The organism is Streptomyces sp. NPDC059900 (assembly GCF_050270335.1).
Classification (GTDB): domain Bacteria; phylum Actinomycetota; class Actinomycetes; order Streptomycetales; family Streptomycetaceae; genus Streptomyces.
On record NZ_JBNNJZ010001145.1, the window covers coordinates 1 to 1,151 of the forward strand.

At 74.0% G+C, this 1,151-nt stretch carries 1 protein-coding gene; it reads left to right on the top strand.

What is annotated here, in order from left to right; translation table 11 throughout:
- On the top strand, positions 1–1,151 hold a 1,151-nt coding region (locus tag ACQKIP_RS47950; protein ID WP_427745927.1), incomplete at both ends, for a precorrin-2 C(20)-methyltransferase.

A 1,151-nucleotide genomic window follows, 5' to 3' on the forward strand; every position in this document is an offset into this window, starting at 1 on the left:
CTGTACGGCGTGGGGCTCGGCCCCGGCGATCCGTCCCTGATGACCCTGCGGGCGGTGGAAGTCATCGGTGAGGCCGATGTCATCGCCTACCACAGCGCCCGGCACGGACGGTCCATCGCCCGGTCCATCGCGGCCAAGCACCTGCGCGCCGACCACATCGAGGAAGCGCTGGTCTACCCCGTCACGACGGAGACCACCGACCATCCCGGCGGCTACCGGGGCGCGATGGAGGACTTCTACACCGAGGCCGCGGCCCGCCTCGCGGTGCACCTGGACGCCGGACGCACGGTCGCCGTCCTCGCGGAGGGCGACCCGCTCTTCTACGGCTCGTACATGCACATGCACAAGCGGCTCGCCGACCGCTATCCCACCGAGGTGATCCCCGGTGTGACCTCCGTCAGCGCGGCGGCCGCACGGCTCGGCACCCCGCTCGCCGAGGGCGAGGAGGTGCTCACCATCCTGCCCGGCACCCTGCCGGAGGAGGAGCTGACCGCCCGTCTTGCCGCCACCGACGCGGCGGTGGTGATGAAGCTGGGCCGTACGTTCCCCGCCGTGCGCCGCGCCTTCGAGACCTCCGGGAGGCTGCCCGAGGCCCACTACGTCGAGCGCGCCACGATGGCCGGCGAGCGCATCGACGATCTTGCCGCGGTCGACGCCGGCTCCGTGCCGTACTTCGCGGTCGCGGTCCTGCCCAGCAGGATCGACGCGCCCCGGCCCGAGCGCGCCCCGGACTCCGGCGAGGTGGCCGTGGTCGGCACCGGCCCCGCAGGTCCGCTGTGGCTGACGCCCGAGACCCGCGGGGTCCTGGCCGCCGCCGACGACGTGGTCGGCTACACCACCTACCTGGAGCGGGTACCGGTCCGTCCGGGGCAGGTGCGCCACGGCTCCGACAACAAGGTCGAATCCGAGCGCGCCGAGTTCGCCCTGGACCTGGCCCGGCGCGGGCGGCGCGTGGCCGTGGTCTCCGGCGGCGACCCGGGTGTCTTCGCCATGGCGACGGCCGTCCTCGAGGTGGCCTCCCAGAAGCAGTACGCGGACCTGCCCGTACGGGTGCTTCCGGGCGTGACGGCGGCCAACGCGGCCGCCGCCCGCGCGGGCGCTCCGCTGGGCCACGACTACGCCACCATCTCGCTCTCCGACCGGCTCAAGCC